Annotated in this window: 25 protein-coding genes; 10 read left to right on the top strand and 15 right to left on the bottom strand. The window is 55.3% G+C overall.

The features are described from left to right. Positions 1 to 4: 4 nt before the first annotated feature. The gene (gene ndk / locus ACZ5FM_RS04165) at positions 5 to 427 is read left to right on the top strand and encodes a nucleoside-diphosphate kinase (protein ID WP_464039801.1); all 423 of its coding nucleotides are present in this window, start codon (positions 5 to 7) and stop codon (positions 425 to 427) included. A 124-nt stretch (positions 428 to 551) separates the two neighbouring features. Here the strand turns inward: ndk and ACZ5FM_RS04170 are convergent, their stop codons facing one another. Together ACZ5FM_RS04170 and ACZ5FM_RS04175 are read right to left on the bottom strand one after the other, a co-directional pair. Next, positions 552 to 1,058: a hypothetical protein gene (locus ACZ5FM_RS04170; protein ID WP_250982937.1), complete on the bottom strand. Its 507-nt coding sequence runs from the start codon at positions 1,056 to 1,058 to the stop codon at positions 552 to 554. Further along, positions 1,055 to 1,603 carry a CGNR zinc finger domain-containing protein gene (locus tag ACZ5FM_RS04175; protein ID WP_250982936.1) on the bottom strand — a complete coding sequence of 183 codons (549 nt, stop codon included), beginning with the start codon at positions 1,601 to 1,603 and terminating at the stop codon, positions 1,055 to 1,057. Before ACZ5FM_RS04175 ends, ACZ5FM_RS04170 begins: the two co-directional genes overlap by 4 nt. Positions 1,604 to 1,668: 65 nt before the next feature. Between ACZ5FM_RS04175 and ACZ5FM_RS04180 the strand changes: the two genes are divergently transcribed. Next, positions 1,669 to 2,565 (top strand): branched-chain amino acid ABC transporter permease, encoded by an 897-nt coding sequence (locus ACZ5FM_RS04180; protein ID WP_250983240.1) that lies wholly within the window; start codon positions 1,669 to 1,671, stop codon positions 2,563 to 2,565. 12 nt (positions 2,566 to 2,577) lie between these two features. Here ACZ5FM_RS04180 and ACZ5FM_RS04185 read toward each other — a convergent pair whose 3' ends face one another. The 5 genes from ACZ5FM_RS04185 to ACZ5FM_RS04205 all read right to left on the bottom strand — a co-directional run bounded on the left by ACZ5FM_RS04185 (position 2,578) and on the right by ACZ5FM_RS04205 (position 6,897). Next, entirely contained in the window at positions 2,578 to 3,033 is a 456-nt protein-coding gene (locus ACZ5FM_RS04185; protein WP_275641387.1) for a molybdenum cofactor biosynthesis protein MoaE, read from the bottom strand. A 116-nt stretch (positions 3,034 to 3,149) separates the two neighbouring features. After that, positions 3,150 to 3,404: a molybdopterin converting factor subunit 1 gene (gene moaD, locus ACZ5FM_RS04190; RefSeq protein ID WP_192487458.1), complete on the bottom strand. Its 255-nt coding sequence runs from the start codon at positions 3,402 to 3,404 to the stop codon at positions 3,150 to 3,152. Further along, a complete protein-coding gene (gene pgsA, locus ACZ5FM_RS04195) occupies positions 3,404 to 3,991 on the bottom strand; it encodes a CDP-diacylglycerol--glycerol-3-phosphate 3-phosphatidyltransferase (protein ID WP_250982935.1) in 588 nt (195 codons plus the stop codon). The genes moaD and pgsA overlap by 1 nt, the downstream gene beginning before the upstream one ends. Positions 3,992 to 4,093: 102 nt before the next feature. Beyond that, complete coding sequence (gene uvrC / locus ACZ5FM_RS04200; protein WP_464039802.1) at positions 4,094 to 6,136, bottom strand: excinuclease ABC subunit UvrC; 2,043 nt, start codon at positions 6,134 to 6,136, stop codon at positions 4,094 to 4,096. Beyond that, a complete protein-coding gene (locus ACZ5FM_RS04205; protein WP_464039803.1) occupies positions 6,133 to 6,897 on the bottom strand; it encodes an SDR family oxidoreductase in 765 nt (254 codons plus the stop codon). Before ACZ5FM_RS04205 ends, uvrC begins: the two co-directional genes overlap by 4 nt. 372 nt (positions 6,898 to 7,269) lie before the next feature. Between ACZ5FM_RS04205 and ACZ5FM_RS04210 the strand changes: the two genes are divergently transcribed. Continuing rightward, positions 7,270 to 7,923: an outer membrane protein gene (locus tag ACZ5FM_RS04210; RefSeq protein WP_192487462.1), complete on the top strand. Its 654-nt coding sequence runs from the start codon at positions 7,270 to 7,272 to the stop codon at positions 7,921 to 7,923. 146 nt (positions 7,924 to 8,069) lie between these two features. Here the strand turns inward: ACZ5FM_RS04210 and ACZ5FM_RS04215 are convergent, their stop codons facing one another. After that, the gene (locus ACZ5FM_RS04215) at positions 8,070 to 8,666 is read right to left on the bottom strand and encodes a glutathione S-transferase (protein ID WP_464039804.1); all 597 of its coding nucleotides are present in this window, start codon (positions 8,664 to 8,666) and stop codon (positions 8,070 to 8,072) included. A 9-nt stretch (positions 8,667 to 8,675) separates the two neighbouring features. Continuing rightward, positions 8,676 to 9,431: a ribonuclease T2 family protein gene (locus ACZ5FM_RS04220; RefSeq protein WP_464039805.1), complete on the bottom strand. Its 756-nt coding sequence runs from the start codon at positions 9,429 to 9,431 to the stop codon at positions 8,676 to 8,678. Between the two features lie 356 nt (positions 9,432 to 9,787). Between ACZ5FM_RS04220 and ACZ5FM_RS04225 the strand changes: the two genes are divergently transcribed. Then, complete coding sequence (locus ACZ5FM_RS04225; protein WP_464040417.1) at positions 9,788 to 10,735, top strand: lysylphosphatidylglycerol synthase domain-containing protein; 948 nt, start codon at positions 9,788 to 9,790, stop codon at positions 10,733 to 10,735. Between the two features lie 21 nt (positions 10,736 to 10,756). Here the strand turns inward: ACZ5FM_RS04225 and ACZ5FM_RS04230 are convergent, their stop codons facing one another. Beyond that, positions 10,757 to 11,605: a 23S rRNA (adenine(2030)-N(6))-methyltransferase RlmJ gene (locus ACZ5FM_RS04230; protein WP_259145386.1), complete on the bottom strand. Its 849-nt coding sequence runs from the start codon at positions 11,603 to 11,605 to the stop codon at positions 10,757 to 10,759. Between the two features lie 8 nt (positions 11,606 to 11,613). Here ACZ5FM_RS04230 and ACZ5FM_RS04235 point away from each other — a divergent pair, with 8 nt between their 5' ends. Together ACZ5FM_RS04235 and ACZ5FM_RS04240 are read left to right on the top strand one after the other, a co-directional pair. Then, entirely contained in the window at positions 11,614 to 13,806 is a 2,193-nt protein-coding gene (locus ACZ5FM_RS04235; protein WP_464040418.1) for a molybdopterin-containing oxidoreductase family protein, read from the top strand. Between the two features lie 123 nt (positions 13,807 to 13,929). Continuing rightward, complete coding sequence (locus tag ACZ5FM_RS04240; RefSeq protein ID WP_464039806.1) at positions 13,930 to 14,553, top strand: NUDIX domain-containing protein; 624 nt, start codon at positions 13,930 to 13,932, stop codon at positions 14,551 to 14,553. Positions 14,554 to 14,586: 33 nt separating this feature from the next. Here ACZ5FM_RS04240 and purN read toward each other — a convergent pair whose 3' ends face one another. Both purN and purM read right to left on the bottom strand, forming a co-directional pair. Beyond that, entirely contained in the window at positions 14,587 to 15,255 is a 669-nt protein-coding gene (gene purN / locus ACZ5FM_RS04245; RefSeq protein ID WP_464039807.1) for a phosphoribosylglycinamide formyltransferase, read from the bottom strand. Continuing rightward, complete coding sequence (purM, locus tag ACZ5FM_RS04250; RefSeq protein ID WP_250982926.1) at positions 15,252 to 16,325, bottom strand: phosphoribosylformylglycinamidine cyclo-ligase; 1,074 nt, start codon at positions 16,323 to 16,325, stop codon at positions 15,252 to 15,254. Before purM ends, purN begins: the two co-directional genes overlap by 4 nt. Before the next feature lie 225 nt (positions 16,326 to 16,550). Between purM and ACZ5FM_RS04255 the strand changes: the two genes are divergently transcribed. The 4 genes from ACZ5FM_RS04255 (at position 16,551) to ppx (ending at position 22,192) form a co-directional block, all read left to right on the top strand. Further along, positions 16,551 to 17,699 carry an AI-2E family transporter gene (locus tag ACZ5FM_RS04255; protein WP_192487470.1) on the top strand — a complete coding sequence of 383 codons (1,149 nt, stop codon included), beginning with the start codon at positions 16,551 to 16,553 and terminating at the stop codon, positions 17,697 to 17,699. Beyond that, positions 17,696 to 18,409 carry a DnaA regulatory inactivator HdaA gene (gene hdaA / locus ACZ5FM_RS04260; protein WP_250982925.1) on the top strand — a complete coding sequence of 238 codons (714 nt, stop codon included), beginning with the start codon at positions 17,696 to 17,698 and terminating at the stop codon, positions 18,407 to 18,409. Before ACZ5FM_RS04255 ends, hdaA begins: the two co-directional genes overlap by 4 nt. Positions 18,410 to 18,473: 64 nt before the next feature. After that, positions 18,474 to 20,675 (top strand): RNA degradosome polyphosphate kinase, encoded by a 2,202-nt coding sequence (locus tag ACZ5FM_RS04265; protein ID WP_250982924.1) that lies wholly within the window; start codon positions 18,474 to 18,476, stop codon positions 20,673 to 20,675. Next, entirely contained in the window at positions 20,672 to 22,192 is a 1,521-nt protein-coding gene (gene ppx, locus ACZ5FM_RS04270; RefSeq protein WP_250982923.1) for an exopolyphosphatase, read from the top strand. The genes ACZ5FM_RS04265 and ppx overlap by 4 nt, the downstream gene beginning before the upstream one ends. Positions 22,193 to 22,239: 47 nt before the next feature. On the opposite strand, the gene ACZ5FM_RS04275 is transcribed toward ppx, so the two are convergent. From ACZ5FM_RS04275 to rnd, 3 genes are all read right to left on the bottom strand, one after another. Then, a complete protein-coding gene (locus ACZ5FM_RS04275) occupies positions 22,240 to 23,601 on the bottom strand; it encodes an esterase-like activity of phytase family protein (protein WP_464039808.1) in 1,362 nt (453 codons plus the stop codon). Between the two features lie 166 nt (positions 23,602 to 23,767). After that, complete coding sequence (locus ACZ5FM_RS04280) at positions 23,768 to 24,781, bottom strand: adenylate/guanylate cyclase domain-containing protein (RefSeq protein WP_250982921.1); 1,014 nt, start codon at positions 24,779 to 24,781, stop codon at positions 23,768 to 23,770. Positions 24,782 to 25,070: 289 nt separating this feature from the next. Beyond that, positions 25,071 to 26,225, bottom strand: coding sequence for a ribonuclease D (rnd, locus tag ACZ5FM_RS04285; protein ID WP_250982920.1), 1,155 nt, complete (start codon positions 26,223 to 26,225; stop codon positions 25,071 to 25,073). Between the last annotated feature and the right edge of the window lie 50 nt (positions 26,226 to 26,275).

Here is a 26,275-nt window from a genome sequence, read left to right on the forward strand (position 1 = left end):
ACACATGGCGATTGAACGCACATTTTCGATGATCAAGCCGGACGCAACCAAGCGTAACCTCACTGGCGCCATCACCAAGGTATTTGAAGACAACGGCCTGCGCATCATCGCGTCCAAGCGCGTCTGGATGAGCAGGCGCGAAGCTGAAGGCTTCTACGCTGTTCACAAAGAGCGTCCTTTCTTCGGTGAACTGGTTGAAGGCATGACTTCTGGTCCGACCATCGTTCAGGTTCTGGAAGGCGAAAACGCTATCCTCAAGAACCGCGAAATCATGGGCGCTACCAACCCGGCAAACGCTGACGAAGGCACCATCCGCAAGCAGTTCGCTCTGTCGATCGGCGAAAACTCCGTTCACGGTTCCGATGCTCCGGAAACAGCTGTTCAGGAAATCGCTTACTGGTTCGCAGAAACAGAAATCGTTGGCTGAATCAGTTTGTGAGCAACCGGAATCACCTTTTCAGGGAAACGGTTCAAACAACTGAAATACATTGAAGAACGGAGCCGAAAGGCTCCGTTTTTTATTGGTGTTTAGGGTTTTGGAGGTGTTGGCTTTATGTCGGGCAACCCTGAACAGGGCTCATGTCCGTCGTGCCATCGCTCCGAAACACATCCGGGTTCGGTGTATAAAGCGGCCCGACGACCAGCGGCTTGGCCGGCAGCAGTGACTGATCGGTGTTCGAGCTTATGCTGGTTTCGATTGTTTGCCGTAACAACCCATCGGCATCTTTCAGCCGGATCGTCACCTTGTAAGGCCGACCTTTTTTGACGCATTCAATTGGCGGGCTTTGCAACACAATTTTTTCCGTTTTGGGAAACAGCTTCTCGACGGTCGAGAGAGGAGCACCGCCGCGTGGATTTTCAAACTCCGCCTCTGCCGTGCTGCCAGCCGTGATCGGTGCCAACGGTTGCAGCGTGACCAGATAATTGGCGCTTGCCACCCGGTAATTGAACACAAACATGCGGCCGGACAGTTTGGCGATGTCGCCATGGTCTTCGCGCTGGCAACTGGCCATCGACACCGCAGCCAGAAGGAGCAATGCAAGGCTGAACCTCTTCATGCCGTTTCCTCCTTTGTGCGATGATAGTGGCGGGCAGCTTTTTGCCTGTTGCCGCACACGGCCATGTCACACCAGACGCGGCTGCGGTTCTTGCTACGGTCAATGAACAGCCAGCCGCAATTGCCACAAATCCTGATCCGCTGCCGCTCGGTGCCGGCAATCAGCTGCAGCGCTGATCTGGCGGTTGCGGCTTCCAGCGATTGATCATGCGGCGCATGGCGAAGCGCAGCCGCAGCCGTCTCCAGCAACCGCGCCAATAACAGGCGGTCATCAATTCCCGAGACCGCCATTCGGAAGTAGCTGTCAGTTGCCTCACGCAGCGAAAGCAGAATGGGACGATTGCGTGCCTCTGTCGGCACCAACGCAGCACCGTGTTTTTGGTCACCGCTCAGCGCACTTGCGGCGGCCGAAAAACTGTCGATCTGCGCGGGGACGGCAAACCGGTCGAGAGATTTTTCGGGAGAAAATCGCAAAATCACACTGTTTGCCACATCAAGGGCAAGCGCGCCGCCAGAAAATCGGTGTGGTGTCCACGAAAAATCCATGCCAAATTATAACTATTAAAATGACTTTTACCAGTTATAATAATACAACGGTTGAGGGCGGCGTGATGGCGTATTTCGTGCAGCAGCTTTTGAATGCCATCCCCATTGCAGCGCTTTATGCCGTGCTGGCCTTTGGTTACACGATCGTTTTTTCCCTGACCCGGCGTGCCGATGTGACCTATGGCGCAATCTTCGCTTTTGCCGGCCAGACCTATCTGTTGTTTGCGGATTTCGGCTGGAACCAGCTATGGCTTATTCTGCCAGCCACCTTGGCTTTTGGCGCAGCCTTCGCGCTGTTGGCTGGGCTGTGGACGGGCGTGGTCGCCGGACGCACGATCATTCGCCCCTTGGTGATGGCCTCACCCAATGCGGTCATGGTGGCAGGTCTTGGCGTGCTGATTGCCCTGATGGAGGGCGCGCGGCTTGCCGCCAATACGCGGGTCTTATGGTTGCCGCCTCTGTTTCAGGGACCGATTGTGCTGTTCTCCTATCAGGGCTTTTCCCTGACGGTGACGGCCGTGCAGCTTTTCAACACGGCGGTTTTCGTGTGCCTGATTGCACTGATCAATTATTACCTGCGCGTGTCGACTTTTGGGCGGCAATGGAAAGCTGTGGCGAATGATGCCTTTGCAGCCGAGCTATGTGGTGTCAATTCCGGCCGTATCCTTTTGCTGTCCTATTGTCTGGCCGCCTGCCTTGCCGCCATCGCCGCGATTTTTGCGACCAGCTATTATGGCAATATGGACTTTGGGGCTGGGCTGACATTCGGGTTGAAGATCGTGCTGATCTCGGCGGCCGGCGGTTATTCCAGTCCGCTTTCCTCTGCCTATGGCGCGGCAAGCATCGGAGTGGCAGAGACGCTGTGGGGCGGCTATGGTCCGGTCATGTGGCGCGACGCAGCCGTGCTGCTCGGTCTTGTGGTCTGGTTGGTGATCCGCAGAAGCGAAACTCAAAGACCATAGGGATTGTGGTGTTTAGCGCCACTTGTCCTTGGCCGTTTCATCGGCGTTTTTGGCATTGATCCATTCACCAGCGCTGCCATCCTTGCCATGTTCCTTTTTCCAGAACGGCGCGGATGTTTTCAGATAGTCCATCACGAAGTTTGCGCCATCAAAGGCTGCCTGCCGATGACGCGAGGCGGCAATAACCAGAACGATGTTGTCGCCGGTTGGGATTTTGCCAAAACGGTGGATGGCCGTCAGACCAAGAAGGTCAAAACGTTCAATGGCAAGCGCGGCTATGCGGTTCAGTTCCGCTTCCGCCATGCCGGGATAATGCTCAAGCTCCAGTGCAGACAATGTGCCGCCGTCATCACGGCAAAGACCGGTAAAAGTAACGACTGCGCCAATGCTGCGGTCATTGTCGGTCAGCTTTTTTGCTTCAGCGGCTGCATCGAAGTCATCGGACTGCACACAAATGGTCGGCTTGATCGTCATGGTGTACTCGTAACAGCTCTTAGTGAGTTGGCCGGGGTGTAACGACGGACACCCTTATTCTGTGACAAGCACAGAATTGAGGGAAGGGGTGTTGCGCCCTTCCATCCCAATCAGCCGCCGGTCATCGGTGGAAAAATGCCGATTTCGCGTGCGCCCTCGATGCTTTCATCGTGGTCGATATGTTCCTGATTGACCGCAACTCGAATGGCGTGCGGAAATTCAAACGCCGCCTCGTAATTCTCGCCAAGCGTCGTCAGATAGGCCAGCAGATCACCTGCTGTTTTGACCGAAGCGGGGATATCCAACTCCTCTTCGGCAGTGCCAATCTTCTCCCGAACCCAGGCGAAATAAACGAGGCGTGTCATTATTCGGCGTCCACGATGTGCTTGAGGCCAGCTCTGAAATAGTCATAGCCAGTGTAAATCGTCAGTGCGGCGGCAAGCCACAACAGGCCGATACCGGTTTCGGTGGTGTAAGGCAGAACCTTGTCGCCGGCAGGGCCGGCCAGCAGGAAGGCAATGGCCACCATCTGGATGGTGGTCTTCCACTTGGCGATTTGTGTGACCGGAACGGACACCTTCAATGCAGCGAGATATTCGCGCAGGCCGGAAACAAGAATTTCACGGCACAGAATAGTAATGGCGGCCCATACCGACCAACCGGCAATCGTACCATCTGCTGCCATCAACAAAAGAACGGAGGCAATCAGCAGCTTGTCGGCAATCGGGTCCAGCATGCGGCCGATGTTGGATGTCTGGTTCCAGATACGCGCCAGATAGCCATCGAGAAAGTCGGTGATCGAAGCGACGATAAAAATCCACAGGGCTGTCCAGCGCGCAAAATCCGAGCTTGCCAGCTGTCCTTCCACAAAGAAGCACAGCACAATGACCGGTACGGCCAGAATACGGGCATAGGTAAGAAGATTCGGAATATTGTACGCGCGAGAAGCCATTGAGAACCTGCCTTACGGAATTTCAGCTTTAGATGAAGCCGCACGCTGTCAGCGTCAACATCTGTTTGTGTTTTTTTTAGCAAGCAGATGACGAGGAGATCGTCATTCTGCGCCATTTTCGTGAAAATGATTATAAACCTGCCGGGCAACCGCCTCGGAAATGCCGGTTACATTCATCAGGTCGTTTAGACCGGCCCGTGAAACGGCTTTTGCCGTACCGAAGTGCTGCAAAAGCGCGCGTTTGCGGCCCGGGCCAATACCACTGATTTCATCCAGCGGATTCTTGATCATTTCTTTCTTGCGGCGTGCCCGGTGGGAGCCGATGGCAAAACGGTGCGCTTCATCGCGCATGCGCTGGATGAAGTAGAGAACCGGATCGCGTGGTGGCAGGGAAAAGTCGCTGCGACCGTCGGCGAAAAAACGCTCTCGGCCGGCATCACGGTCGACACCCTTGGCAACACCGATGGCTGTGACGCAATCGCGGATATCAAGTTCATCCAGAATACCACGAACCGCGGACATCTGGCCTTGGCCACCATCGATCAGGATAACGTCCGGCCATGCGGGGAAAGGCATGTCAGCGGCATCCTCGGTTGACGTTACCTGGTTGCGGTCCGGTTTGCCTTCCTCTTTCAACAGGCGTGAAAACCGGCGGGTCATCACCTCGCGCATCATGCCAAAGTCATCGCCGGGCGTGATGTCCGTCGATTTGATGTTGAATTTGCGATACTGGTTCTTCACGAAACCTTCCGGTCCCGCCACCACCATGCCGCCAACAGCATTGGTGCCCATGATGTGGGAGTTATCGTAGATTTCGATACGGCGTGGCACATAAGACAGGTTGAAGGTGTCTGCAAAACCTTTCAGCAAGCGCTCCTGAGAGGATGTTTCGGCTAGCTTGCGGCCATGCGCTTCACGTGCATTGCCCAGTACGTGGTCAACGATATCCTTTTTCTCACCGCGTTGCGGCACCGAGATCGTGACCTTGTGGTTGGCCTTTTCGCCAAGCGCTGCCGCCAGCAATTCCTGTTCTTCCACTGTCTCGGAAAGCAGGATTTGCTTTGGCACCGGTTTGTCGTCGTAAAACTGCGCCAGAAACGCGTTGAGGACTTCCGAAGGCGGCAAAGAAGGATCGGCTTTCGGAAAATAGGCGCGGTTACCCCAGTTCTGTCCGGTGCGGAAGAAGAATACCTGGATACAGGAAATGCCACCTTCGTGATGAATGGCAAACACGTCAGCTTCATCAATGCCAGCCGGGTTGATGCCCTGATGGCTCTGCACATGGCTTAGGGCTGCTAGCCTGTCGCGGTAGACGGCAGCGCGCTCGAAATCCAGATCTTCCGCCGCCTCGTTCATCTGCCGGGCAATCGCGGTCTTTACGCTTTGGCTTTTGCCCGAAAGGAAGTCTTTGGCTTCCTGAACAAGTTCTGCATACCCCGCATCGCTGACTTCATGCGTGCAGGGGCCGGAACATCGTTTGATTTGGTAAAGCAGACAGGGGCGGGTGCGCGTTTCAAACACACTGTCTGTGCAGGTGCGGATAAGAAACGCCCGTTGCAACGAATTGATGGTGCGTCCGACCGCACCGGCCGACGCAAAAGGCCCGAAATAATCGCCCTTACGGGCGCGCGCGCCACGATGTTTGAAGATCGCAGGGGCGCGATTGTCAGCCGTAATAAGAATGTAGGGAAACGACTTGTCGTCGCGCAGCAGCACGTTGAACCGTGGGCGCAGACGTTTGATGAGGTTTGCTTCCAGCAGCAGAGCCTCGGTTTCCGTACGGGTGGTGACAAACTCCATATTCACCGTCAGCCGCACCATTTGGCCAATTCGGTTGGAGTGGAAGCGGCCCTGGGCGTAATTGCCCACACGCTTTTTCAGCGAACGCGCCTTGCCGACGTAAAGCACGTCGCCGGCCTCGTTGAACATGCGGTAAACGCCCGGCCGGTTCGGCAGGTGTTTCACAAACTCGGCAATCAGGTCCATGCCCTTCAGGCCGGTTTCATTTTTCCATCCGGCAGACCAGTCAATGGATGCGCCAACGCTTGCGACTTCGTTCTCAGGGGACGAAGCAATGGCGTCATCTTCATCATCGTCGGTTTCATCGAAGAGAATGCCGCCCTCGGGCAGCTTCTGTCCGTTCATTCAGGTATCTCCGCCACGTCAGGGGTTTCCCAAGCGAGGTGTTGCCCGCCATCAAGGGCGATCATCTGCCCGGTGATAGACGGTGTGTCAAAAAGAAAACGAACCGTGCGGCCGAATTCATCCGGCTGCGGTCCTCTCTTTAATATAAGGCCGTCGATCTGCGCCTGAAAGTCCTGTGGTCGCTGTCTTTCACTTCTAAATGACGGACCAGGGCCAATGGCATTCACCCGCACGCGGGGTGCAAAGGCCTGCGCCATGGTCTGCGTTGCGGTCCAAAGTGCGGATTTAGACAAGGTATAAGAATAAAAGCGTGGATTGGGTGCCCAGACGCGCTGGTCAATAATGTTGACGATCAGACCGTTCATGTCCTGCGGTAACTGGTGCACCAATCCGGCTGCCAGAATGGACGGCGCCCGGACATGAACGGCAAAATGTGCGTCAAATGTCGCCGAATCGAATATCTCAGCCGAATCGCTGCGGAAAATCGAGGCGTTATTGATGAGAATTCCGATAGGACCAAGCGCATTACTGGCCTTTTCCATCAAATCGGATGTTGAGGCGGTATCGGCGAGGTCTGCCGCAAAAGCCTGCGCTTTGCCACCGTTGCGCCTTATTGTATTAGCGAACTCTTCGGCTTCGAGGATGGAAGAGCGTGCATGGACAGCAATTGCGAAGCCGTGAGCCGCCATATCTTCGGCAATTGCCCGCCCAAGTCGTCTGGAAGCGCCGGTGATCAAGACTGTGTTGGGTATTTTTTCCATCGAAACCGGCTTTATATCTGCATCTAAGTATATATAGAGACGATATAATTCAAATTTCGAAGCCCTGTACAGCGCCGTTTCGGTTTATACAGGAATAGGGTTTTAAGTATATTTGGCGTTTATTTTAAATAAATACATGTAAAAATCGACTGGTCTGAATTTAATGAAGTGTTATCCTTAATAAAATTTCGTTGTATTTTAGCAACGTCAAACTTCAGTCACTGCCGCGCCACAAAGAATTCACAGTTTGGCTTTTTGATCTCCTCATTCACCCATCATTTTCAATTTCCAGAAGGGCAGGGAACCTAACTGTTTTTAACCGCGTTGAGACTTTGGTTTAGCGCACAATGCGGTGGTGAAAAGGAGAATGACATGCGTATTTTTGTTGCAACTCTTATGGCTTCCACGATGGCAGCAGGAGCTTTCTCGGCAGCCAAGGCGGCTGACGCGGTCAACGAAGTTCCACAGGCACCAGTTGCTTATGAGCAGCCAGCACCAGTTTCCGATTGGTCCGGCGCTTACGTTGGTGGTACCGTAAACTATGATTGGGGCCGCTTTAGCAGCAGCAATGACGGTCGCGATGCCAAGGGCTTCGGCGGCGGTCTGTACGGCGGTTACAACTGGCAGAATGGCCAGATCGTTTACGGTGCAGAAGCAGACATCGGCCTCGGTGATGAAAGCGGTTCTGCTGGTGCAGTTGGCACCGGTCTTTCCGGCAAGCAGGGCGTAAACGGCTCGCTGCGTGCTCGCGTTGGTTACGACATGAACCCATTCCTGATCTACGGTACGGGTGGTCTCGCAATCTCGGAGAACAAGCTGCGTGACGCAACGTCCAGCGACAGCGCGACAGCCCTCGGCTACACCGTTGGTGCAGGTGTTGAAGCTCTCGTAACTGACAACATCACAGCTCGTCTTGAGTACCGTTACTCTGACTACGCTAAGAAGGACTACACACTTGACTCTGGCTCCTTCTCCCGTGGTTACGACGACCACAGCGTTAAGGTCGGTATCGGCGTGAAGTTCTAATCTGCGGAAACGCGATTAAAAGAAAACCGGGGCCAACAACCCCGGTTTTTTTATGCGCTTTTATTGGATGCAAACCGTGCAATAAAAAGAGCAGAGAGGCGGACATCTCTGCTCTTTTTGTATGTCGGCTCTGATGAGGCGTCTGATTATACCGGTGTCTTCATCTCGGCATAGTCCTTGAAGCGCTTGCCAAATTTTTCTGGCCAGGCGGCCAGGTCTTCGCGACCGGTTGCCCATTCGCCAGCAAAACGCAGGTCGAGATAACCGATCATCGCGGCAAGCGCGAAATGGCCGCCATTCAGTTTTTTACCTGTTTTGGGAAGATTGGCGTTGAGGTAGTCCAATGCACGCGTAACTTTGCTCCACTGCTTGTCGATCCATGGCTGGTGGATTTTTTCTTCCGGACGGAAACGGCGCTCGTAAACAATGGCGAGCAGACAATCCATTACGCCGTCGCACAGTGCTTCGAGGATTTCCGCATCGGCGCGTTTTTGATGTTTTTTTGGATAGAGTTTTCCAAGCGAAAGTCTGTCGAGATAATGCATGATGGCGACGCTGTCATAAACCGAATTCCCGTCATCCAATAGCAAGGTTGGGATTTTACCAAGCGGATTATTGTCGATCAGCGTCGCCGGTTCGGCATTGGTATCGACGCTGACGTCCTTGATGCCGAGATTAAGATAGCGGGCAGCCATACGCACCTTGGCGGAATAGGGAGAGGCGGGGGAATAAAGCAGTTCCATGGATGTTTCCTATCGGATGGGGGGAATGGTCATTTGTTTTGTCTGGCAGCCCTGCCTGTCGACTTGCTGACAGGCGCGAAACTGCAAATCCTGGGTGAGGCAGATGCGGACCTCTTCAAAACGTCCGCCGTCGCAGCTGATTGATATACCCTGTTGGCTCATGCGCGGATTGGCGGCAATGAACGCCTTTTCCAGCCCGTCGGCAGAGATTGTTTGATTGTTCTGGCCTTGTGAAATCGTCGGCGGTAATTCTACCGCGTCGAAGGCAGCCCGTGTGGCAGCAAAATAGTCCTTTTGCGAAAGCCCGGAGCAGGAACCATGTTTACGCCACTGGTGGCCAATCAGCCCCATTGACGGCATGATATCGAACATCGATCTGCCCAGCGCATCGGGAACCCGTTCCGGTTCGCTGCTTGAACAAAACTGCGGGTAGCCATTCTCATTTTGTGGCCACAGGCCATGCACCACAAAACCGTAACGGCGGTTGGTGCCGCATTGCTGACGGTTGCCCGCGCCTTCCGAACTGGCGCAGTAACTGGGCGACCATGACAGGGACAGCACGTAAAAATCAAAATCTGTGGACTTTGGCAGGGTGCGTGTCGGTGTGCCAACTGGTGCGGTGTCGGTTGTCTGCGTGTTGTTACCAGCCTGAATTTGGGGTGAAGGCGCTGCCGGTTTTTGAGGAGCAGGCGCTTCCTCACGAAAGAAAACTGCCGCGGCCACCGCCATCACGCCAAGCGCAATTATGCCTGCATATTGTTTCATGGGCAGTAAGGACGTTCGTAGGCATGAGGCATCGGGCAATTACCTGAATGGATAACTGAAATGTGTTTCAGCTTTATATCAGCTTTAGACCCCAGAAAAACGGGGCCATCGCGCATTTTCTGGAGGGATTTCAACTATTGTTTGATACGATAAACGCGATGGTAAAGGTTGAAAGTTTATTGAGATAACGACTAAAGTTGGACGAATCTTTTAATTCGTTGGCGTGCGGAAAGATGAAAAGGCTGTGCAGCCTTTTGTCGTCTCGTCGCGTTATTCATCAGTGATCACGCTGATGGGTAGGATGGAGTGTGAACAAGGCAGAGACGCTGCCGGGAGGAAAAAGCGGGCATGTGCGTATGAAAGTGAAGAAATATCTATGGCCGGTCGTCGGCCTCGCGACGATAGGGTTTTCGATATGGCTGCTTTACCATGAAGTACGCGGATTATCGCTTGATGATGTCTGGGACAGCCTGACAGCGATTTCGTGGAAAGGCTGGTCGCTTTCTGCACTTTCAACACTTCTGGCCTACGCCGCCCTTGCCGGATATGACCGGATCGCCTTGCAGCATCTTGGCCGCAAGGTGAACCTTCTTTTTATTACACTGACCTCGTTCACCACTTACGCCTTGTCGCACAATGTCGGCGCATCGGTGTTCTCAGGTGCGGTGGTGCGTTACCGCGCTTATACGTCGAAAGGTCTCAGTGGCACGGAAGTGGGTATTCTGGTGGCCATGTGCTCCTTTACCTTTTTCTTCGGCACAATGTTCCTGACCGGTTTGGTGCTGGTTTATGAACCAGACATCACCGAACGCTTCGGTGATCTGCTGCCGGTTGGTGCTTCAAGGACAACCGGATGCATATTGCTGGTGCTTTGCGGCATTTATGTCGCCGGAAGCCTGCTGAGACCACGCCCGCTGAAAATCGGAAGCCGTGTGTTTCCCTATCCGGCCCCGCCCTTGGTCGCACAACAGCTTATCATCGGTCCGCTGGAATTGATCGGCGCGGCCGGCATCATCTATTTTGCGCTGCCGGAAGCCGGAAACCCCGGCTACATGGTTATTCTCGGCATCTTCCTGGTGTCGTTTTCTGCGGCCTTGATTTCTCATGCCCCGGGTGGCCTTGGCGTGCTCGAACTTTTGTTCGTCACCGGCCTGCCGGATATGAACCCGGCAGATGTCATTGCGGCTCTTCTGGTGTTCCGACTGTTTTACCTGATCATTCCCTTGGTCATGGGGCTGATCGTCATTCTGCTGTTTGAACGGGCAAAGTTGGCCGAGCCGGACGAACCGTCCACAAGTGGCTGATACCACGCAGCCGGCGAGGTTTCAGGCCTCGCCGCGCAACCAGAAGGCCCGCTGGGACGCATAACGATCCTGCGCCATGATGGTTTTCAGTACTGGCAAGAGCGTGTGCAACTCATCCTTCAGCGTGAAGGGTGGATTGACGATGATCAGGCCGGAACCGCTCAATCCCTCTTCGCGGTCGCTGCGCACCGAAAGTTCGGCACACAGCATCTTGGGGATTTCGAGCGCTTGCAATTGCTCGTGAAAATCCTTGATCGGTGCGCCTTTTTTGATGGGATACCACAGGCAATAGGTGCCTGTTGCAAAACGTCGGTAAGCCTTGGCAAGTCCATCGACCAGACGCTCATATTCACCGGCGATCTCAAAGGGTGGATCTACGAGAATCAGGCCGCGTTTTTCCTTAGGCGGCAGGTGGGCGCCCAACGCCAGCCAGCCGTCCAGTTCGGTAACACGAACCTGAAAATCCCCTTCGAACTGGCGCGATAATGCCCGAGCGTCGTCCGGATGCAGTTCCATGGCGGACAACCGGTCCTGCGGGCGCAACAACAGGCGGGTCAGCTTGGGTGAGCCGGGATAAAGCTTGACGCCACCATCGGGGTTCAGTTCCCGTACGGCGGAGAGGTAAGGTTCCAACAGATCGGCGACAGGTGCCGCAAGCTCGGCCTGCATGAGCTTGCCAATGCCGGTCTGCCATTCGCCTGTCTTCTGTGCCTCTTCGGAGGACAGGTCATAAAGCCCGATACCGGCATGGGTATCCAGAACCCGGAAAGCCTTGTCCTTGTTCTGCTGGTAACGAACCAGCCGTGCCAGAACCGCGTGTTTGAGAACATCGGCAAAATTGCCTGCGTGATAGATATGGCGGTAATTCATGCGTGCCGATGCCTTTAATGAATAATCTTGATGATGGTCAGTTGGCACTTTTGGCCGCCTCACACTTGCAATATAGAAAACTGATGAACGTTGCGACCCAGATTTCACCCAAATCCACCACCGGACACACTGTTTGTCCGCATGACTGTCCCTCCGCTTGCGCTCTTGAGGTGGATATCACCTCTGAAGGGCGTATTGGCCGTGTGCGCGGAGCCAATAGCAACACCTATACCGCAGGTGTCATCTGCGCAAAAGTGGCCCGCTATTCCGAACGGATTTATCATCCCGGCCGACTGTTGACCCCCAAGCGCCGCAAGGGTGCGAAAGGGGATGGTGACTGGCAGGAAATCAGCTGGGATGACGCACTGGATGAAATTGCCAATGCCTTTGTCAAGGCAGAAGCCGTACATGGTTCGGAAGCCGTCTGGCCGTATTTTTATGCCGGTACCATGGGGCAGGTGCAGCGCGACAGCATTGAGCGCCTGCGCCATGCCAAACGGTATTCCGGATTTTTCGGCACTATCTGCACCAATACCGCCTGGACGGGTTATGTGATGGGCACCGGCGCATTGCGTGGGCCAGACCCTCGCGAGATGGCCAAGGCCGATGTCGTGGTGATCTGGGGCACCAATGCAGTCGCCACACAGATCAATGTCATGACCCATGCGGTGAAGGCACGCAAGGAACGTGGTGCCAAGATCGTCGTCGTCGATATCTACGACAATCCGACCATGAAACAGGCCGATCTGGGGCTGGTGCTGAAACCCGGCACTGATGCGGCGCTCGCCTGTGCTGTCATGCATATCGCATTTCGTGACGGGTATGCGGACCGTGCCTATATGGCTAAATTTGCCGATGATCCCGCCGGGCTCGAAGCCCACTTGCAAAGCAAAACACCACAATGGGCCTCGCAAATCACTGGCCTGTCCGTCGAGGAGATCGAGGCCTTTGCGCGGCTGGTCGGCACGACCAAAAAGAGCTTCTTCCGTCTTGGCTATGGGTTCTCCCGCCAGCGCAATGGGGCGGTTGCAATGCATGCGGCGCTCTCCATCGCAACTGTGCTCGGCTCCTGGCAGTATGAAGGCGGCGGGGCATTTCACAACAATGGTGAAATCTTCCATCTCGACAAATCCGAATTGATGGGCACGGCCTATGCTGATCCGGATATTCGCCAGCTTGACCAGTCTCAGATTGGCCGTGTGCTGACCGGCGATGCCGCAGCGCTTCGCAATGGTGGGCCTGTGACGGCAATGCTGATACAGAACACCAATCCGATCAATGTCACGCCGGAACAGCGGTTGGTGAAGCAGGGCTTCCTGCGGGACGACCTGTTTGTTGCGGTGCATGAGCAGTTCATGACGGAAACGGCTGAGGTCGCCGACATCGTGCTGCCCGCCACCATGTTCCTGGAACATGATGATATCTACCGCGCCGGAGGACAGAACCACATCACCCTTGGTCCCAAGCTGGTGGAGCCGCCTGAAACGGTGCGCGCCAACCTGTATGTCATCGAGGAACTGGCCAAGCGCCTCGGCGTCAGCCATATGCCGGGTTTTGGCCTGACGGCACGTGAACATGTTGACCGCATTCTGTCGGCCAGCGGCTGGCCGGGTTTTGACGCCCTGTTGGAAGACAAGTGGATTGATGCCCAGCCACCCTTTGAGGTCGCCCATTATCTGCAGGGCTTTGGTCATGCGGATGGAAAATTCCGTTTCAGCCCTGATTGGCGCAATGGTCCGTCACCGGACAAGCCACCAGAGAATGTTGGCCTGATGGGGCCGGTCGATCAGTTGCCACTGTTTCCCGATCAGGTCGATGTGATCGAGACGGCTGATGCCGAACATCCGTTCCGGCTTGCCACGTCGCCAGCGCGTAACTTCCTCAACTCGACCTTCAGCGAAACCAAGACATCGCTGCAAAAGGAAGGTCGTCCGGAAGTGATGATCTGTCCTGAGGATGCCGAGACCTTTGCTATTGCCGATGGCGATGTGGTGCGCATTGGCAATAAACGCGGCGAAGTCCGGCTTCACGCCAAGATCGTCGCCGGTGCGCGCGTGGGCGTGCTGATCGCTGAAGGGCTGTGGCCAAACAAGGCACATCTCGACGGCGAGGGCATCAATGTGCTGACTGGTGCGGATTCGCCAGCCCCCTATGGTGGTGCGGCATTCCACGACAACAAGGTCTGGCTTCGCAAGGCGTAAGGCTTAGCTTGTCTTGCGGACGCCATGAAGATGGTAAAAACGGTATTAGGCCTCGTACCTCGTGGCGCGACGATACATGCTGATTGTCTTGTGTCGTGCGTGACAGCGGAATTAGAAATGGAGATGAGTGTGGATAATCGGGTGAATAGCGGCTCTCTGGCAGCCAATGATGATGGCCGGATTACGCTGGTTGAAAAACAAACCGTCTGGAAACGCTTCGTGCATATGCAAACACTGGTGTTTGACCAGAAAATGCCTGATGGCCGCGTCATCCGCATTGACCGAGAAGTGCATGATCACGGCAGTGCTGCCGCCATTCTTCTGTATGATCCGGCACGCAACATGGTTGTGTTTGTGCGCCAATTCCGTCCGGCGGTGTTCATGAATGGTGAACCCTCCTTCTTGCTGGAAGTGCCAGCAGGCCTGCTGGATGACGACAATGCCGAAGATGCCATTCGCCGCGAGGCAATGGAGGAAAGCGGTTATGCTGTCGAGAGCGTCAAATATCTGTTCGACATGTATGCCAGCCCCGGCACGCTGACGGAAAAGGTTAGCCTGTTTTTCGGCAGGATCGATCTGGATATCAAGGCAGGTGAGGGCGGTGGGCTCGACAGCGAAGGCGAAGACTTGGAAGTCATCGCCCTGTCGCTCGACGATGCCTTTGCGATGATTTCCACGGGCGAAATCACCGACGCAAAGACAATCATCCTGCTGCAATGGGCAATGCTGAACCGGCAGACGCTGTAAAGGCGAATAGCCTAAACCTCGGCGGCTCGGGGCTTAAGCGGAAATGATAAAGGAGGTGGCGTCTGTGGCGCCGCTTTCGCAGATTGCCTTGCCGCCTTCCATGCGCACCTTGCCTTCGGCGAGACGCTTCAGCGCAAGCGGATAAAGCTGGTGTTCAACAGTCAGCACGCGGGCTGCAAGGCTTTCGGCGGTATCATCCGCCAGAACGGGAACCGCAGCCTGGCCGATCACCGGACCTTCATCCATACCCTCAGTCACAAAATGCACTGTGCAGCCGGTAATCTTTGCACCGGATGCAATTGCGCGATCATGCGTGTGCAGGCCGGGGAAAAGCGGCAGTAGCGATGGATGGATATTGATGATGCGGCCTTCATAGGGCGCGATAAAGTCACCCGAAATCAAGCGCATGTAACCCGCAAGGCAGATGATATCAGGATTGATGTCAGCAAGTGCCGCCAAAATGGCGCTCTCATGCTCTGCCTTGCTGGCAAAGGATTTGCGCTCGAAGGCAAGGGTGGCAATGCCAAGTGCCCTGGCTTTTTCCAGACCGCCAGCCGACGCCTTGTCGGAGATGACGCAGGCAATCTCCGCTGGAAAAGATGGATCCTCGCATGCCTTAACCAGCGCCAGCATATTGGAACCGCCGCCGGAAATAAAAACCACAACCCGTTTTTTGCGGGCAGGCGAGGACTGGTTACTCATAGACCAAGCGTACCCTTGTAAACCGTCCCATGATCACCCTCGTTACGGGCAATCATACGGCCAAGCGGAAATACGGTTTCGCCTTCTGCGGTCAGCGCGTCGGTCACCTTCTGGGCGTTTTCAGCCGAGACGACAACAATCATGCCAACGCCGCAGTTGAAGGTGCGCAGCATTTCATTGGCTGCAACGCCGCCGGTCTTGGCAAGCCATGAGAAGACCTGGGGTACCTTGATCGAACCGAGATCGATTTCTGCGGCGAGGTGCTTTGGCAGAACGCGCGGAATGTTCTCCGGAAAGCCACCGCCGGTAATGTGTGCCAGTGCCTTCAATGCGCCGGTTTCGCGGATCGCCTTGAGAAGTGGCTTCACATAGATGCGGGTCGGGGTCAGCAGGGCTTCACCCAGCTTCTTGTCTTCTGCGAATGGTGCAGGTGCACTCCACTCAAGACCAGACAGCGACACGATCTTGCGCACCAGCGAAAAACCATTGGAGTGAACGCCCGAGGAAGAGAGGCCCAGAATGACGTCGCCTTCGGCAATGTCGCCGGCTGGCAGCAGCTGGCCACGCTCGGCTGCGCCAACTGCAAAACCGGCCAGATCGTAATCACCATCGGAATACATGCCAGGCATTTCAGCGGTTTCACCACCGATCAGCGCGCAGCCGGATTCGCGGCAACCGGCCGCAATGCCGGATACGATGGCAGCGCCCTGATCCGGGTCCAGCTTGCCTGTTGCGAAGTAGTCGAGGAAGAACAGTGGCTCGGCGCCCTGTACGACAAGATCGTTGACGCACATGGCAACGAGGTCGATACCAACCGTGTCATGATAATCTGCGTCGATAGCAATCTTCAGCTTGGTGCCGACGCCGTCATTGGCCGCAACCAGAACCGGATCCTTGAAGCCTGCCGCCTTGAGATCGAAGAGACCGCCGAAGCCGCCAATTTCACCATCAGCGCCGGGGCGGCGCGTCGAGCGAACAGCAGGCTTGATTTTCTCGACCATCAGGTTTCCGGCGTCGATATCCACGCCTGCATCGCTGTAGGTAAGACCGTTCTTGCCGGACTGGCTCATGGCTGTTGTCTCCGCTATCGCCTTTTGGCGTGCCCTTCGCATGAGCGAGGGTGTTATGCAAGAGTAACCAGGGCCTCTGTCCCGCTTTTTCACGGGTTTGACCACGTTTTCCTCACTTCTGCCTGTTCGCTGTGGCCTTAAACCCGATCAAGTCTTGACCGTTCCGGTAGGTGCATCCTATCTCCTGATGAAATGCAAAGGCGATTGCGCCACAAGGAACCGACGATGCAACCTCATATCAGTGGCACAAATTTGCGACGCCAGGTGTTTTTCTGGATCGGCGCGCTTGCGATCTTTGTGATCTTTTTGACGGTGTTCAGTTCCATCCTTCTGCCATTCGTTGCAGGCATGGCGCTAGCCTATTTTCTTGATCCGGTTGCCGACTGGCTGGAGCGTCGCGGTTTGAGCCGTATGATGGCGACAGTGGTCATTCTGATTACCTTTGTGCTGTTGTTTGCCCTGTCGCTGATCATCATCATTCCGGTGGTCGTGGCGCAGGCCTCTGATTTCATCACCCGTATTCCCGGCTATATCTCGTCTCTGCAGCAGCTTGTCGCTGGCACCGGTTCGACAATCCTGCCGGATTGGGTGGCTGCACAGGTCGAATCCATCCGTGAAAACTTCTCCAAGCTGCTGGCAGAGGGCGCCGGTTTTATTGGCACGCTGCTGACGCAGATATGGAACTCCGGCAAATCTCTATTGGACGTCGTGTCGCTGCTGGTGGTGACACCTGTTGTTGCCTTCTATCTGCTGCTGGACTGGGATCGCATGATCAAGAAGGTCGACAGCTGGATACCACGCGACCATGTGCAGACCGTGCGCCAGATCGCCAGCGACATGGACACCACCATTGCCGGTTTCGTGCGCGGGCAGGGCTCCATGTGCCTTATCCTGGCCATCTATTATGCCGTAGGCCTTTCTCTGGCTGGCCTGAATTTCGGCCTGCTGATCGGTTTTGCAACGGGCATGCTCAGCTTCATTCCTTATGTTGGTGCGACGCTGTGCCTGCTGATTGCCGGCGGCGTAGCCCTCGTACAGTTCGGTGCGGATTACGTGTCGATTGCCATTGTTCTGGGCGTGTATTTCACCGGCCAGTTCATGGAAGGCAATGTTCTCCAGCCTAAACTGGTGGGTGGCAGCGTGGGCCTTCATCCGGTATGGTTGATGTTCGCACTTTTTGCTTTCGGTGCGATGTTTGGTTTCGTCGGTCTGCTGATTGCGGTGCCGGCGGCAGCGGCGGTGGGCGTGCTCGTGCGGTTTGCCCTGTCGCGATATCTTGAAAGCGATTTATACCACGGACGTGCGCAAGCTTTGCCTTGGGAGGGGCAAAAGGATGAAGCAGCCGTCAAGACGATTACACAGAGCCAGAAATGAACGACCCACAAAATCCTGACCGAGCCCGGCCAAAAGCCGAGCAGCTTCCACTTGTCTTTTCTCATGTCACTGCATCCAGCCGGGATGACTTGCTGGTGTCTGCGCCTTTGAATGCTGCCGTGTCGATTGTCGATGCATGGCCGAACTGGCCGTCGCCAGTGGTGATTCTGGCCGGCCCTATCGGTTCTGGAAAGTCGCACCTTGCCAATATCTGGCGGGAAAAGAGCGGTGCCACCGACATTCATCCCATTGCAGGTAGCCAAGCCGCCCGCAAGGCCGAAACCGGTCCGGTAATATTTGAAGATGCTGATCGCAACGGTTTTGATGACACGGAACTGTTCCATGTCATCAACAGTGTCCGGGAAAACGGCACATCACTGTTGATCACCACCCGGCTTTGGCCATCTGCCTGGCCGGTCACGCTGCCAGATCTGCGCTCGCGCCTCAAGGCGGCGACCGTGGTGGAAATCGGTGAGCCGGACGAGGACCTTCTCGCACAGGTTTTGATGAAGCTTTTTGCTGATCGTCAGCTTTACATGGATGACAAAATCATCAGCTATATCGTGGCGCGAATGGAACGTTCACTGGATGCGGCGCAGACGGTGGTGGAGAAACTGGACAGGCTGGCGCTTGCCCGTGGTATCCGCATCACTCGAGCCCTGGCCGCAGAGGTTTTGAACGAACCAGGCAATGACATGGATGATGATTGACTGTCACAGTTCCGTCGTCAAACTGTTATAATGGCAGAACAATGTTTTACGGGTGGAGTTGTTGATGGATTCGGCAGTACAGGACAGTCACGAACAGGGCATTACAGAAGCTCCTCAGCGTAGCCCTTTGTGGGACAGCCCTGAGCGGTTTATCAACCGCGAATTTTCCTGGTTGCAGTTCAACCGCCGCGTTCTCGAAGAAACGCTGAACGTCGCGCATCCGCTGCTGGAGCGTTTGCGGTTTCTCTCGATTTCCGCCGCCAATCTCGATGAATTTTTCATGGTGCGCGTCGCCGGCCTTGAGGCACAGGTCCGCCAGTCTATCACTGTCAGGACGCCGGATGGAAAGACACCAGCTGAACAGCTCGAAGACATCCTGAAGGAAATCGACAACCTGCAGATGGAGCAGCAGGCGTCGCTTGCTGTTTTGCAGCAGTATCTTGCCAAGGAAGATATCTACATTGTGCGCCCTGCCGCACTGGCTGATGAGGATCGCCTCTGGCTTGAGACAGAGTTCGAGGAAAGAATCTTTGCGGTTCTGACACCTCTTTGCATCGACCCTGCGCACCCGTTCCCGTTCATTCCGAACCTTGGTTTCTCCATGGTTCTGCAGCTGGAAAGCCTGCATGGTCGTGAGCCGATGACCGGCCTTCTGCGCCTGCCGCCAGCACTCGACCGCTTCATCCGTCTGCCGGATGAGGGTAACACCATTCGCTACATCACGCTGGAAGATGTGGTTGGGCTGTTCATAAACAGGCTTTACCCCGGTTATGCCGTCAAGGGTTTTGGTACCTTCCGCCTGATCCGTGACAGCGATCTTGAAGTTGAAGAAGAAGCGGAAGATCTGGTTCGCTATTTCGAAAGCGCTCTGAAGCGCCGTCGTCGCGGCTCGGTTATCCGTATCGAGACCGACAGCGAAATGCCGCAATACCTGCGTCAGTTCGTGGTCCACGAACTCGGTGTGCCGGAAAATCGCGTCGCCGTTCTGCCCGGCCTTCTGGCGTTGAATACGATTTCCGAAATCGTCAAGGCACCGCGCGACGAGCTGAAGTTCGAGGCTTACAATGCCCGCTTCCCGGAGCGTGTGCGTGAACATGCCGGTGATTGCCTGGCCGCGATCCGCGAAAAGGACATGGTTGTTCACCACCCCTACGAATCCTTCGACGTCGTGGCGCAGTTCCTGTTGCAGGCCGCCCGCGACCCGGATGTTCTGGCTATCAAGCAGACACTGTACCGTACCTCCAACGACAGCCCGATCGTTCGTGCACTGATTGATGCTGCCGAAGCCGGCAAATCGGTAACGGCGCTTGTCGAATTGAAGGCGCGCTTCGATGAAGAAGCAAACATCCGTTGGGCCCGCGATCTTGAGCGCGCTGGCGTTCAGGTGGTGTTTGGCTTTATCGAACTGAAAACCCACGCCAAGATGTCGATGGTCGTTCGCCGTGAAGACGGCAAGCTTCGCACATACTGCCACCTTGGAACGGGCAACTACCATCCGATTACCGCAAAGATTTACACCGATCTTTCTTTCTTCACCTGCAACCCGAAGATCGCCCACGACATGGCGAATATCTTCAACTTCATCACGGGGTATGGTGAGCCGGAAGAGGGCATGAAGCTGGCGGTTTCGCCCTACACGCTACGCCCACGCATCATCAAGCACATCAATGATGAAATCCAGCACGCCAAGAATGGCGCGCCGGCCGCCATCTGGATGAAGATGAATTCGCTGGTTGATCCTGAAATCATCGATGCGCTGTACCGTGCAAGTGAAGCAGGCGTTGAAGTTGATCTGGTGATCCGTGGCATCTGCTGCCTGCGTCCGCAGGTTGCCGGCCTTTCCGAAAACATCCGCGTCAAATCGATCGTTGGACGCTTCCTGGAACACAGCCGTATTTTCTGCTTTGGCAACGGATATGGCCTGCCTTCGGAAAAGTCGCTGGTCTATATCGGCTCCGCCGATATGATGCCGCGCAATCTTGACAGACGTGTTGAAACGCTGGTGCCGTTGGTTAACCCAACGGTGCATGAGCAAGTTCTTTCACAGATCATGCTGGGTAACCTGATTGACAACCAGCAAAGCTACGAGATACTTGCCGACGGAACGTCTAGGCGCATTGAGGTGCGCAAGGGCGAGGAACCGTTCAACGCGCAGCACTACTTCATGACCAATCCCAGCCTTTCCGGACGTGGTGAAGCCTTGAAATCCAGTGCGCCAAAACTGATTGCGGGTCTTATCTCGGCTCGCAAGAAACAGGCTGAATGACAAGATCAGAAGCACAGGGGCGGCTTACCGGCATCGCCCCCGTTTCCGTCATCGATATTGGTTCGAACTCTGTTCGTCTCGTCGTTTATGAAGGTTTGTCCCGTGCACCGGCAGTACTTTTTAACGAAAAAGTACTGTGCGGTCTGGGTAAGGGGCTGGCGCTTACCGGTCGTATGGACGACGAAGGGGTAAGCCGCGCGCTTGCGTCACTACGTCGTTTCCGTGCCCTGTCAGAACAGGCCCAGGCCCACAAACTCTACGTGCTGGCAACCGCTGCCGCGCGTGAAGCCAGCAACGGACCTGATTTTATCCGTGAAGCCGAAGAGATTCTGGGCTGCGAAATCGAAGTCCTCTCCGGCGAAAAAGAAGCGCTCTATTCGGCATACGGCATCATCAGCGGTTTTTATGACCCCGATGGCATTGCCGGTGACCTTGGCGGCGGTTCGCTTGAACTGATCGATATCAAGGGCAAATCCTGCGGGCAGGGCATTACCTTGCCGCTCGGTGGTATCAGGTTGTCCGAGACATCTGGAAGCTCGCTTGAAAAGGCCGCCACCTTTGCCAAGAAACAGATCAAGACCGCCAAGCTGCTCGCCAAGGGCGAGGGCCGTACCTTCTACGCGGTTGGCGGGACATGGCGCAGTATTGCCAAGCTGCACATGGAAATTCGCCAGTACCCGCTGCACATGATGCAGGGTTACGAAGTGCCGTTGCAGGAAATGCTGGCATTTCTCGATGACGTCATCACGGCCAAGGATTCGAAAGATCCGGCATGGCAGGCGGTCTCAAAAAGCCGCCGTTCGCTTTTGCCCTACGGTGCCATCGCCATGCGTGAAGTGCTGGAAGCGATGAAACCTTCCAAAGTGGTGTTTTCTGCTCAGGGCGTGCGCGAAGGTTATCTCTATTCGCTGCTCAGCGAAGAGGATCAGGATACCGATCCGCTGCTGGTCTCTGCCGATGAGCTTGCCATTCTGCGTGCACGTTCGCCCGAACATGCCCGTGAGCTGGAAGACTGGAGCGGTCGGACTATACCGGTCTTCGGCATTGAGGAAACGGTGGAAGAAAGCCGCTACCGGCGTGCCGCCTGCCTTCTGGCCGATATCAGCTGGCGCGCACATCCGGATTATCGCGGTTTGCAGGCCGTCAACATCATCGCCCACTCCTCCTTTGTTGGCATCAGCCATCCCGGCCGCGCCTATATCGCACTTGCCAACTACTACCGCTTCGAAGGCCTCAATGATGACGGCACGACCAAGCCGTTGACGGCGATTGCCGGTGACCGCCTGTCGGAACTGGCCAAGCTGGTGGGTGGCATGTTGCGTGTGGTCTACTTGTTCTCTGCCTCCATGCCCGGTGTGATTGATCACCTGCGTTTCCGCGTTTCGGAAAACCCGGATGTCGATCTGGAGTTCGTGGTGCCGCATGACTATTGCGATTTTGCCGGTGAACGGCTTGAAGGCCGTTTGCAGCAGCTGGCAAAACTAACCGGCAAGAAGCTGGCTTTCGTTTTCGAATAAAATCAGAAGCGCTGCCGATATCCCGGCAGCGCTTCTGTTTGTCTTAGTTACTTGGCATCCAGCAGGTCTTTGACCTCAAGCAGAACGAATTCATTGTCGTCTGCCTTGTCGAGTGCACGACCGGCCGAGAAGGGCAGGTTGTTGTCATTGCCAACGATGATGTGTGTCGCGTCAACGCGGTCAACATTCTCGATGGTAACGAACGGCATGTCATAGAAACCTTCGCCGCCACCCTGACGCTTCTTGTTGTCCGGATCGGAAATCTTCAGCAGGTCGATGTAACCGATCTTGCGGGCAGCCTTGCCAACATTGGTATCGTTGAACTCGATTTTGTAGATGCGCTTGACCTTTGACGGAACGGCAAAGCAGTTGGTCTCAGGCTTCTTCGGGTCGGCGCAGGCCTTGTCGGCAGTACCGGCACCATTGTCACGTTCGATGACCAAAGCGGTGGTTTCGTCGAGCATGTTGAAGTCGCCGATCGCTTCGCCACCTTCGGCCAGCGGGTAAAGCCATGTGCGGCCTGTCCAGGACTTCGAGGCAACATCCAACTCGATGATACGAAGGCCGGTTGCTCCGTCTTCGGTTTTTTCCACCTGGCCATCAGCGGTGTAGAGTGGGCCTTCCAGCATGCCGTACAGCTTGGAGCCGTCCTTGGACATGGCCATGCCTTCATAACCGCCTGAACGCTTCAGGTTGAAAGCAGGCATTTTCTGTGTCGGGTTACCCGGCAGGGTCAGGGTAGGATGATCAGGCGACTTCACGTCGATCTCGCCAGCCTTGGTGGCGATGACATCGGTCAGCTTGCCGTCACGGGAGAACTTCAGGATATAAGGTCCGAATTCTTCACCAATCCAGAAACCGTCTGCAACAGGCTGGATGGACTCAACGTCAAAATCAGCGCCGGTCAGGTAACGCCTGTCGGAACCTTCCATGACGATTGGGAAGGGAGCCTTTCTGTCCGGGTCGGACAGGAACACGGTTTCCTGCGCATTCACCTCGCCTGCATCCCAATCGAAGGAAAGGTGGTGCAACATCAGCATGGAATCGCTGGAGTTGATCTTCGAACCGAAACCATTGTCGGAAAGGCTCCAGAAGGTGCCATCTTCCATCGCCTTGATGCCGGAAAAGCCCTGCATGGCCTGACCGTTGAACGGCATGGAAAGGCCAGTTGGCCGAACGCCGTCCATGCCCGGAACCGTGCCGAGACCCTCAGCGCGCTTGCGATCTGCTGTCGTGAACTTGGCAGATGTTTTGAGGTGTTCAGGCGCATCTGCCGGTGCTGGGATAATGGTATTGGCAGGCAGAATGGCATGCGAAACGAGCTTGGCAGGGAATTCTTTTTCGGCGGCAATTGCCGAGAAGCCGGAGATCGCAAAAATAGCAACAGAAGCAAGAAGTGTTTTGGTCATTAAATTCACCTGTCGGTTGGCACTAAAACTATGCTGTGTCGGGTACGCAGAGTTTGTGAAACTGAGGTGATGGGTGATTGAAGCTTTGGTGAAAGTTTTATGATGGCAACGTTATCATCGCCAAATCATGCGCTTTTAGTAAGCTGCTGGTTCTTTTAAATAAAATTTATGACTTCACCAGCGAGCAGACACCCAGTGTCTGGCCGCGACCCTTCACGGCATGTTCGCCCAAATACTCGCTTTTGATGCCCTTTGGCAGCAAAAGGCGGTGAATGAGATCGGACGAGATCAGGATCGGGTGGCCAAGCATCTTGCTGAGGGATTCGAGACGGGCGGTGGTATTCACCGTGTCTCCGAAATAGGTGATCTTGTGATGGTCGACACCGATTTCAGCCGTGATGACAGGACCGCCATGCAGGGCAAAGCGCAACTTTGGCATGACGCCGAAGGTCTTCATCCAGAAGTCCTGCCGTTTTTCGATAGCGGCCAGAATGTCGAAGACACATTTGATGCAGGCTGACTTCTTGATGGCATCCTGAAACGGCCATGTGATGATGGCGGCATCGCCGATGTAATCATCAATTGCCCCGTTATGCCGGCGCACGGGTGCGGCATAGGTGGCAAAGATTTCGCGTAGGAATTCCTGCGCTTTCATATCGCCATGGGTTTCGGCAAATGTCGTGGAGCCAACAAGGTCGATAAAGATGAAAACGCGCTCTTCACGCACGGGACGGCGATAGCGCCCTAGCAGCAGATCCGTAAAAATGTCGCGGCCAAGCAGTTCTCGCACCCGCATCACGAATACGATGATGCTGCAAACGATGCCTGTGAAAATCAACGTCTGCGGTTCGGCATGAACCGCGCGTTGCCAGTCGACTTTCAAAATGCCGGTTGCCCAAAGCAATGTTCCTCCCACGGCAAATCCGCAGAAAACCAGAACCGCATAGACGATCAGGCCTATTGCTATGTAGGCCGGCGTTGGCAGGAAACTGATGCGGTGCGAAAGCCGGGGCAGGATGTAGCCGCGCTCAAAGGCAAGAATAGGCGCACAGGCAAAGAGTGCATAGGTCGCGCCGATGAACGGACCGCCACCATATTCCAGAAAGGCATATGCGACGCCGCTGCCGGCAACTGCCAAAAACAGCAGCAGGTAGTCCAGCATTAAAAGGAGCTTTCGCATATGGTTCCGATACTTTCGATGAATTGCAGCCGCCGTCGAGGTCGGCGCGTTGGCTGCCTAGACTGCAACCGAGACTTTAATGTGGAAATCGATTTGCCAAAAGTGACGATTTGGAAAGGTGTTTCAAACGCTTTTTCACTGTTGCCGGATTGCACGTTTAGCTGGCCATCTAGGCCGGTTGGGCAATGACGACAAGACGTTTAACCCGTTTACTGGAAATGGCTCGCGCGTTTAAATCCGGTCTCCTCAGAGGCCGGATGGAAAAAGGGCGACGAGGAGACAGTCTATATTATTCAGTCGGCAGTTCGACCGCTTCAACCTTCTTGCCGGCAAAACGCAAGGCTACACCGCCATTGATGAGCTTCAATGCCACATCACCGAACAGTTCCTTGCGCCAGCCCGAGAGAGCGGCAACCTGGGCCTTTTCACCTTCGGAGGCAATCCTGTCGAGGTCATCGCTGTTGGCGATGATCTTGGCAGCGACGCCGTGCTTGTCTGCCGTCAGTTTCAATAGAACCTTGAGGAGTTCAACGGCGGCTCCTGAGCCTTCCGGCGAGTGGCTGTGACGTGGCGCTTGTGGCATCTCGGTCTTCGGCAGGGCAAGAGCGGCGTTAACGGTTTCGATGATGGCGGTGCCCGACGACGAGCGCTCCCAACCCTTTGGAATGGTGCGCAGGCGCGACAATGCCTCGCTATCCTTGGGCTGTTGCTGGGCAATCTCGAAAATCGCATCGTCTTTCAGAACGCGCGAACGCGGCACATTGCGGCTGCGCGCTTCACGCTCACGCCATGCGGCCACAAATTTGAGAATGGCAAGTTCAGTTGGCTTGCGCAGGCGCGACTTCAGACGCAACCATGCATCGTCAGGATGCAACTCATAGGTATCGCGCGACTCGAGGATGTTCATTTCCTCGGTCAGCCACAGCGAGCGGCCTTCGCGCTCAAGCTTGGCTTTCAGCGCCAGATAGACGTCGCGCAGATGGGTCACGTCGGCCAGCGCATAGTCCAGCTGCTTTTCGGACAGCGGACGACGGCTCCAGTCGGTGAAGCGCGACGACTTGTCGATCTGAACGGATTTGATTTTCTGGACAAGCTGGTCGTAGGAGATCGAGTCGCCGAAACCGCACACCATCGCGGCAACCTGCGTGTCGAAGATCGGGTGTGGAATAAGTCCACCAAGATGGTGGATGATTTCGATGTCCTGGCGGGCGGCATGGAAAACCTTCACCACATCAGGGTTTGCCATCAGTTCGAACAGCGGCGAAAGGTCGATGTCTTTCGCCATCGGGTCGACCAGCACTTCCAGTGTTGGGCTCGCCATTTGAACAAGACACAATTCAGGCCAGAATGTCGTCTCTCGCAGAAATTCCGTATCGATTGTGATGAAGTCCGATTTTGCAAGTTCCTTGCAGGCGTCGGCAAGTGCTGCTGTCGTTTCGATCATGTTCTTCTGGCCAGTACTGTAACGTATGCGTCTTACTTTCCCTTTGAGCA

Source organism: Agrobacterium sp. 5Ca50 (assembly GCF_055381905.1).

Bases quoted from the DNA above. Each gene is read 5' to 3' on its own strand.
- ndk (WP_464039801.1), top strand. From the start codon at position 5: ATGGCGATTGAACGCACATTTTCGATGATCAAGCCGGACGCAACCAAG.
- ACZ5FM_RS04170 (WP_250982937.1), bottom strand. From the start codon at position 1,058: ATGAAGAGGTTCAGCCTTGCATTGCTCCTTCTGGCTGCGGTGTCGATG.
- ACZ5FM_RS04175 (WP_250982936.1), bottom strand. From the start codon at position 1,603: ATGGATTTTTCGTGGACACCACACCGATTTTCTGGCGGCGCGCTTGCC.
- ACZ5FM_RS04180 (WP_250983240.1), top strand. From the start codon at position 1,669: ATGGCGTATTTCGTGCAGCAGCTTTTGAATGCCATCCCCATTGCAGCG.
- moaD (WP_192487458.1), bottom strand. From the start codon at position 3,404: ATGACACGCCTCGTTTATTTCGCCTGGGTTCGGGAGAAGATTGGCACT.
- pgsA (WP_250982935.1), bottom strand. From the start codon at position 3,991: ATGGCTTCTCGCGCGTACAATATTCCGAATCTTCTTACCTATGCCCGT.
- uvrC (WP_464039802.1), bottom strand. From the start codon at position 6,136: ATGAACGGACAGAAGCTGCCCGAGGGCGGCATTCTCTTCGATGAAACC.
- ACZ5FM_RS04205 (WP_464039803.1), bottom strand. From the start codon at position 6,897: ATGGAAAAAATACCCAACACAGTCTTGATCACCGGCGCTTCCAGACGA.
- ACZ5FM_RS04210 (WP_192487462.1), top strand. From the start codon at position 7,270: ATGCGTATTTTTGTTGCAACTCTTATGGCTTCCACGATGGCAGCAGGA.
- ACZ5FM_RS04215 (WP_464039804.1), bottom strand. From the start codon at position 8,666: ATGGAACTGCTTTATTCCCCCGCCTCTCCCTATTCCGCCAAGGTGCGT.
- ACZ5FM_RS04220 (WP_464039805.1), bottom strand. From the start codon at position 9,431: ATGAAACAATATGCAGGCATAATTGCGCTTGGCGTGATGGCGGTGGCC.
- ACZ5FM_RS04225 (WP_464040417.1), top strand. From the start codon at position 9,788: ATGAAAGTGAAGAAATATCTATGGCCGGTCGTCGGCCTCGCGACGATA.
- ACZ5FM_RS04230 (WP_259145386.1), bottom strand. From the start codon at position 11,605: ATGAATTACCGCCATATCTATCACGCAGGCAATTTTGCCGATGTTCTC.
- ACZ5FM_RS04235 (WP_464040418.1), top strand. From the start codon at position 11,614: ATGCCTTTAATGAATAATCTTGATGATGGTCAGTTGGCACTTTTGGCC.
- ACZ5FM_RS04240 (WP_464039806.1), top strand. From the start codon at position 13,930: ATGAGTGTGGATAATCGGGTGAATAGCGGCTCTCTGGCAGCCAATGAT.
- purN (WP_464039807.1), bottom strand. From the start codon at position 15,255: ATGAGTAACCAGTCCTCGCCTGCCCGCAAAAAACGGGTTGTGGTTTTT.
- purM (WP_250982926.1), bottom strand. From the start codon at position 16,325: ATGAGCCAGTCCGGCAAGAACGGTCTTACCTACAGCGATGCAGGCGTG.
- ACZ5FM_RS04255 (WP_192487470.1), top strand. From the start codon at position 16,551: ATGCAACCTCATATCAGTGGCACAAATTTGCGACGCCAGGTGTTTTTC.
- hdaA (WP_250982925.1), top strand. From the start codon at position 17,696: ATGAACGACCCACAAAATCCTGACCGAGCCCGGCCAAAAGCCGAGCAG.
- ACZ5FM_RS04265 (WP_250982924.1), top strand. From the start codon at position 18,474: ATGGATTCGGCAGTACAGGACAGTCACGAACAGGGCATTACAGAAGCT.
- ppx (WP_250982923.1), top strand. From the start codon at position 20,672: ATGACAAGATCAGAAGCACAGGGGCGGCTTACCGGCATCGCCCCCGTT.
- ACZ5FM_RS04275 (WP_464039808.1), bottom strand. From the start codon at position 23,601: ATGACCAAAACACTTCTTGCTTCTGTTGCTATTTTTGCGATCTCCGGC.
- ACZ5FM_RS04280 (WP_250982921.1), bottom strand. From the start codon at position 24,781: ATGCGAAAGCTCCTTTTAATGCTGGACTACCTGCTGCTGTTTTTGGCA.
- rnd (WP_250982920.1), bottom strand. From the start codon at position 26,225: ATGATCGAAACGACAGCAGCACTTGCCGACGCCTGCAAGGAACTTGCA.